The sequence below is a fragment of the Polaribacter marinus genome (genome assembly GCF_022662535.1).
Lineage (GTDB): Bacteria > Bacteroidota > Bacteroidia > Flavobacteriales > Flavobacteriaceae > Polaribacter > Polaribacter marinus.
This window is the reverse complement of the sequence record NZ_JAKQYM010000025.1, coordinates 1-7,204: the sequence shown is the minus strand read 5'-3', so window position 1 is coordinate 7,204 and position 7,204 is coordinate 1. Positions and strand designations below refer to the sequence as shown.

General features: G+C 30.7%; 4 protein-coding genes. All 4 read left to right on the top strand.

The window, feature by feature from the left end:
* The first annotated feature begins 225 nt into the window (after positions 1–225).
* The 4 genes from MC378_RS14895 to MC378_RS14880 are packed head-to-tail and all read left to right on the top strand — an operon-like array spanning position 226 to position 6,812.
* Positions 226–1,686, top strand: coding sequence for a DUF3375 domain-containing protein (locus tag MC378_RS14895; RefSeq protein WP_242179593.1), 1,461 nt, complete (start codon positions 226–228; stop codon positions 1,684–1,686).
* Entirely contained in the window at positions 1,683–2,261 is a 579-nt protein-coding gene (locus MC378_RS14890) for a DUF4194 domain-containing protein (RefSeq protein ID WP_242179592.1), read from the top strand. Before MC378_RS14895 ends, MC378_RS14890 begins: the two co-directional genes overlap by 4 nt.
* A 37-nt stretch (positions 2,262–2,298) precedes the next feature.
* The gene (locus MC378_RS14885; protein ID WP_242179591.1) at positions 2,299–5,655 is read left to right on the top strand and encodes an ATP-binding protein; all 3,357 of its coding nucleotides are present in this window, start codon (positions 2,299–2,301) and stop codon (positions 5,653–5,655) included.
* Entirely contained in the window at positions 5,652–6,812 is a 1,161-nt protein-coding gene (locus MC378_RS14880) for a Wadjet anti-phage system protein JetD domain-containing protein (RefSeq protein ID WP_242179590.1), read from the top strand. The genes MC378_RS14885 and MC378_RS14880 overlap by 4 nt, the downstream gene beginning before the upstream one ends.
* Positions 6,813–7,204: the final 392 nt, after the last annotated feature.

Sequence of the window (7,204 nt, the reverse complement as noted above, 5' to 3'; positions counted from 1 at the left end):
CTTTTTTATTCACTTCTATTTTCCTGCGGAAAATAGCCGTTCACATAAATCGCAACTTTTATTACACAAACACGTTGTGCATAATGCGGAAATCGTGTAAAAGTTGAACATTTGAACTAAAAAAGCCAACGCGCAAACAGCACATTTATTTTTTGCCAATGCGAAATGCCAACGCTGAAAAAATAAAAGAGCTGTTTCTGCCAACGCTCAACACAATTGAATTAAATGATAGAAAGTTCTAAAATCTTAAAAACTCTAAACACTTCGCCAAGTGTAGAATTGTTGCGTTTACGGAATAGAGATATGATTGTTGAATTTCTAATTAAAGTGTTTTCAAAAAATCAAGTCGTAATTACTTCCGACAAAATTCATACTCAATTAGCAGACTATTTGGAGTACAAAAAGGTTGAAAATGACGAAGAAAGTGAAATCACTGTATTTGATACTTATGAAGAGAAAGCTAAAAAATATATTCTCAATTGGACTAATAAAGGTTTTTTAACTAATTATCCTGATGAGCAAGGTGATGTGTACTTTGAACTTTCAGCCCATTCCAACAAAGCCATAGACTGGTTAGCGAACTTAAAAAAAGAAGAATTTGTCGGTACTGAATCAAAATTCAACAATATCTTAAATCAATTAAAAGAACTAGTCGAATTTACCAATGAGGATACTGAAAAAAGAATAGAACTTTTAGAAGAGAAGAAACTGGAAATCGAACAACAAATTCAACGAATAAAAACAGGTGAAGACGTTAAAGTTTTTGAGGAGTTTGAAATACTTCCACGTTTTAATCAAATCAATCAATCCGCCAAAGAACTACTTTCCGATTTTAAAGAAGTAGAAGATAATTTTAAGGATATTACAAAAGGAATTTACAGAAAACACGCAGATGGTAGTTTAAATAAAAGTGATATTTTGGAATTTACCTTTGACGCTCTTGAAGGACTAAAAGAAAGTCAACAAGGAAAAAGTTTTTATGCTTTTTGGTCTTTCATCTTAAATCCTGAATTACAGAGCAAATGGGAAAGCTTGACCTCAGAGCTGTATAAAACATTAGAAGAAAAATCTATTCCTATCAATGACCCATTCTTAAAAGGAATGAAAAAACACCTGCACTATTCAGGACAAAAAGTATATAAAGCCAACGATAAAATGGCTGATAAGCTAAGCCGAATTATTCGTGAAAGTGAAAGTTCCAAATCTGAACTAACTAAAAGAGTAATTCAAGAAATTAAAAAAAACCTAGTAGAATTATACAGTAAAAAACCAAATTCAAATATTTCATTTGAGTTGGAAGATAGTCAAGAAATTAATATCCCATTTGAACGAAAATTAACCTTTGAACAAAAGGAAGAAATAGTTTATTCAGAAAAACCACAAATTGCTGACGAAGACATTACATCTTCCACTCATTTAAGTAAACTGTTTTCTCAATCAATTATTGATAAAGAACTATTAAGAAAAAGAATAAAAAACATTCTTAAAGATAAGTCACAAACAACGGTTTTAGATGTTATTGAAAATTATGGAGGTATTCAAAAAGGTTTACCAGAATTATTTGGATATATTGGTGTTTCAAAAGAATTCAAACATATTATAAACACAGATAAAACTCAGTGTGTGATTTTTGATACCGAAAACAATAAACAGATAACAATACCCGAAATCATTTTGACCAAATGAGCAACTTAGAACAAAGCATTAAACCATATAGCAAAGCAATAGTAAAACTGCTTAAAGGTGTTATCGAAAGAAACTCAAGCGTATGGGAAGATATTATTAATTATCAAGAACAGATTCAGGAATATTTAGCTCAAATAGGCTTGGAACTCATTGTCAAGAAAGACGATGGGTTTGCATTTGTAAAACAATTTGAAGATAGCGAAGGCAAAACACTTGGATTAATAACAAGACGTCAGATTGGATTTGAAACATCAATAGTTCTATTAGTATTAAGACAAAGTTTAGAAGATTTTGATAGTAATCCTACACAATTAACATCTGAAAAATTTATAACTGATACTGAAATTAAAAATGAATTGGAGCTTTTTTTACAAGAAGGATACAATAAGATGAAATTTCAGCAAAAGTTGAATAAATATATTTCAAATGCTGTAGAATTGGGTTTTTTAAAAGAGATTAACAAGAAAGACAACGAAACGAAATATCAAATACATCGAATTATCAAAGAAAAAATAACACTGGATATATTACAGGATTTTAAAAACAAACTACAAGAATATGTTGAGTCTGTTTAGCACAAGTTCTGACACCGCCGGATTCAGACTTCAATATATGGAAGTTTTTAACTGGGGAACATTTGACCAAAATATATTTAGAATAAATCCGCAAGGACACAACTCACTCTTGACTGGAGCGAATGCGTCTGGTAAAAGCACCTATATCGATGCTTTACTAACCTTAATGGTTCCAGCTAAAAGAACTAGATTTTACAATCAATCATCTGGAGTTGAAAAGAAAGGAGACCGAACAGAAGAAACCTACGTTCTTGGGCATTATGGCAATATTCAAGAAGAAGGCAAATCTACATCGTCAACTCAAAAACTGCGTGAAACAAACACCTATTCTGTAATCCTCGCTCATTTTCAAAATACAGACGACAAAAAAATAACGTTATTCCAAGTACGTTGGTTTTCAAATAATGAAATGAAAAGGCAATTTGGTATTGCACACGTTCCTCTTGAAATACAAAAAGATTTTAGTGAATTTGATTCTAAGGGTAATTGGAAGAAGCGCTTAGATAAAACATACAACGAAAACAGTATAAAGCGCAGAATAGAATTTTTAAATGGGCCAACTGATTATGGTGAAAGAATGTTCCATTTATTTGGTATGCGATCAATCAAAGCGTTGAGTTTATTTAATCAAGTCGTTGGAGTAAAGGTTTTGGAAGATTTAGATGAATTTATAAGGACAAATATGCTGGAAGAGCAAGATGCCGAAACGGAATTCATACAATTGAAAGAAAGCTTTTTGACATTAATGGATGCCAAAACCAATATTGAAAAAGCCAAAGAACAGATTGCACAACTTACACCGATTAATGACATTGCGAACAATCTAAATGAAATTCAAAAAAACTTACAACAATTGGAAGATTCAAAAGAAAAAGCTGTCTTTTGGTTTGCTAAAAAAGGTGTTGAGTTAGGCGAAAAAGAATTAAAACGATGTAAAGTTAAATTAGAGCAATTAAACCAAGAATTAAAGGAACTCAGAAATCAAGAAGAAAGTCTGAAAGCAGACGAAAGAAAAATTTCAATTGCTATTGAAAAAGATGAAGTGGGAAGCCAAATTAAGGATTTAGAAAAGGAGATAAAACAACTTACCAAGAGTCGAGAATTAAGAAGCGGAAAACTTGATGATTACAATAAAATTGCCCAAAGTATAAGCTTGAATACAAATCCAAACAAAGAAACTTTTACTTCGAACCGTGAAAAAGCAAAAAATTTAAAGCAAGAAACACAAGAAAAAATTGAGGATGAAAGCGAAAGTCTTCGCTTGCTAAAAAACAAGGCTGATGATTACGAAACATCCACGGATGATATAGTAAATACCATCAAGACATTACAAAAAAATAAAAATAATATAGTTGGTCGTGTTGCAGAAATACGTGAAGAATTAATTGAATATATAGGAGCCACAAAAGAAGAAATCCCTTTTATTGGAGAGCTTATTCAAGTAAAACAAGAAGAGTTGGCTTGGGAATCTTCCATTGAAAAGGTACTTCACAACTTTGCATTGCGATTGATTGTTCCACCAAAATATTATTCTGAAGTAAACAAGTATGTTAACGGTAATAATTTACGTGGTAGAATCCGTTACGACAAATACGAAGAAGAAGAAGAAGAAGATTATCTCAAAAATTTTCAAAATAAAAATATTAACGAAAAATCTTTGGTTAAAAAAATTAATATTAAAACCAAAACACCATATTACGAATGGATTGAGAGCTATTTGGAAGCGCAGTTTGACTTTGTTTGTGTAGATAATCTTCCAGAATTTGAACGCTATTCAAAAATGGCAATCACGCAAAACGGATTAATAAAATTCAGAAAAGGAAAACACGAAAAAGACGACCGTAAGCATATTTCAAGAAGAGAAAATTACGTTTTGGGTTGGGATAACACCGAAAAGGTTTCTGCTTTGAGAAAAGAACTTAAAAAGCAACAAGGACTTCAAATAGAAAATAAAACTGCTATTTCCGATAAAAAAACTGAAATAAAAAACTTAGGAATATACAGAGATGAATGCCATAATCTATTTTCAAAATTTGACAAATACGATGACATAAACTGGGAAACTTATGCGAACCAAATACAGGAAAAAACAGAGCAGAAAGAAGATTTAGAAAAGACTAATGACAGAGTAAAAAAATTACAAGAGCAGTTAAAGAAAGTACAAGATGATTTAAAGCAACTATCAGAAGTTGAGATTGAAAATAAAGTAATAGAAAAAGGTAAAAAGCAAACAGAAATTGATTCTGTGATTAATACTGTAAATAATAACAAAGCTATCTTTGAGAATTTAGGTGAGATTGTTGTTTCAGAATTCGAGATAAACAATCCTGATTTGGAAGATATTGATTATGCAAATTTTGAAATAGCACGTAAAAATTTTCAGAATAAAAACTCAGAAGAAACATCAGAATTAAACAAACAAAAACAGCGTAACGAAAGAGAAGTTGTCATTAAAATCAATGCTTTTAAACGTCCAACAGAAACTATTACGAACAAATTCAAGGATTGGCGATCTGATGTTAATTCACTACCAGATTCTACCAACTTAGAATTTATAGGTGAATACCAAAAGTTTTTAGAAAAGCTAGAAAACGACAACCTTCCAAAATTCGAGAAAAAATTCAACGATTACTTGCAAGAGACTATTACCAATAAAGTAGGCGATTTTAGAATGTTCTTTGAAAATTGGTCTGATTCCATCAAAGAAAACATTGAACATCTTAATGATTCATTGAAAGAAATTGATTTTAAAAATAAACCCAAAACATACATTCAACTGGTCGCACCGAACAAAATCAACGATGAAGTAAAGGAATTTAGAAAATTACTTAATGATGCCATTCCGAATATAAGAGAAGTTAATGCTTCCATTGACGGACGAAAACATCACTTTTATAATCACATAGAGCCTTTAATTTCAAAGCTTGACAAGGAAGAATGGCGTAAAAAAGTAACTGACGTTCGTTCGTGGTACAATTACAAAGCCGAAGAATTTTATAAAGAAAATGACCAAAAGTTTAAAACTTATGAAAATATGGGTCAACTTTCTGGTGGCGAAAAAGCACAACTAACTTACACCATCTTAGGCTCTGCAATAGCATATCAGTTTGGCTTAACTAAAGAAGGTTTGCAAAGTGATTCATTTCGCTTTATAGCAATTGATGAAGCCTTTAAAGCTCAAGATGAAGATAAAGCCCGCTATTTGGTTACGCTATGTAAACAACTTCATTTGCAATTATTAGTGGTTACACCTAGTGACAATATTCATATAGTAGAAAATGATATTTCTTTTGTACATTTTGTTGAACGAAAAGAAGAAAGGCATTCTTGGCTTTACGATATGCCAATAGAACAATTCAAAAAAGAAAAAGAGAATTATTTAATCAACCAATGATTACGCCACAGGAAATAAGAAAAAAAGCCGAAAGAAAATATATAGATTATCTTAAATCATTGGTTAGTAAAACACCTTTTGATAAACTAATTATTAGAGGAGATAAAAAATATACTAAATCGTCATTACCTGAATTTGAGAAGGAAATAAAAGCAATTGTTAGTCAATCCAAAGAAAAGAATGGCTATGGCTATACTTTAGATTTTCAAAAAGTTAAGACAAAGCATTTAGGTACACAGGATTTACCCATTTCCATATATTTTGAAACAGAACGAGATTTTTTAAAATTTTTGAGCAAACGAAAAGAGGTTGATTTTTTTAAATTTAACGTAAATAAAATAACTAATGTATTCCCAGATTTAGAAGAATGGATAATCAATAAACCTATAAAGGTTATTCAGAATCAGAATAATTGGGATGATATATTAAAAGTATGCCTATACTTTAAACACAATCCTACACCAAACTTATATATAAGAGAATTACCAATAAAAGTTCACACCAAATTTATAGAGAATAATCGAGGTGTTATTAAAGAGTTGCTCGATATAGTAATTTCCGACTATACCCAAAAAGATAAAAAGCAATTTGAAAAAAGGTTTAATCTAAAATATGCTGAGCCACAAATTCGGTTTAAAGTACTTGACAAAGAAATAAGCCAAAGATTTTTTTCAGGATTAGATGATATTGCTATTCCTATTAGTCAGTTTGAAAACCTTAATTTACCAATTGAAAAGATAATTGTATTTGAAAATAAAACAAATTTTTATACTGCCCTGACACTGCCGAAAATGAACAAAACCATTGCACTTTTTGGAAGCGGATTTAGTGTTTCTAACTTAAAAAATGTGGAATGGTTCAATCATAAAAAATTACTTTATTGGGGGGATATAGACGTTCAAGGCTTTGAAATATTATCTCAGTTTAGAGGGTATTTTCCTAATGTAAAGAGCATCTTTATGGACGAGGAAACATTTGAAAAGTTTTTTGAAAAAGATTACGGTACGATTTCAAAAGTTTTGACACAACTTAATCTAACTGAAAAAGAGCAAATGCTATACGATATTTTAAAAGAAAACAACTGGCGTCTTGAACAGGAGAAAATTCCGATTGACTATGTGAATTCTTATTTTGAAAAAGAATATGCCAATGCTTGAGCCATACACATTTACAATTCGCATCAGCCAACGCTACGCCAAAAATTGCAAAAGAGTATGTCTCGCCAACGCTCAATCCGAACTAAATAACAAACATCGGAAAACCAAGCTGAACGTGAAGCACTATGCACAACAACGTGTATAAAATATAGCTATTATAGGCTTTCCAAGAGGTTTTTGTATATTTACAAAGTACGCCAAATTTTTAATTTGGTTATATTTAGAAAAGAAAATTAAACATAAAAATTAAAAATTTGGCTTGTGCTAAATCCGAAAAGTTAGCGTTTATTTATACGCTACATTTCATACATAAATACGTTGCCAAAAATTGCGCTCACTCATATTCTGAAAATTGGAATTTATGATTTTATCAATGTGTGTTTTCAATATAA

Excerpts from the sequence above, each read along its gene's own strand:
- MC378_RS14880 (WP_242179590.1), top strand. The coding sequence starts at position 5,652 with ATGATTACGCCACAGGAAATAAGAAAAAAAGCCGAAAGAAAATATATA.
- MC378_RS14895 (WP_242179593.1), top strand. The coding sequence starts at position 226 with ATGATAGAAAGTTCTAAAATCTTAAAAACTCTAAACACTTCGCCAAGT.
- MC378_RS14885 (WP_242179591.1), top strand. The coding sequence starts at position 2,299 with ATGGAAGTTTTTAACTGGGGAACATTTGACCAAAATATATTTAGAATA.
- MC378_RS14890 (WP_242179592.1), top strand. The coding sequence starts at position 1,683 with ATGAGCAACTTAGAACAAAGCATTAAACCATATAGCAAAGCAATAGTA.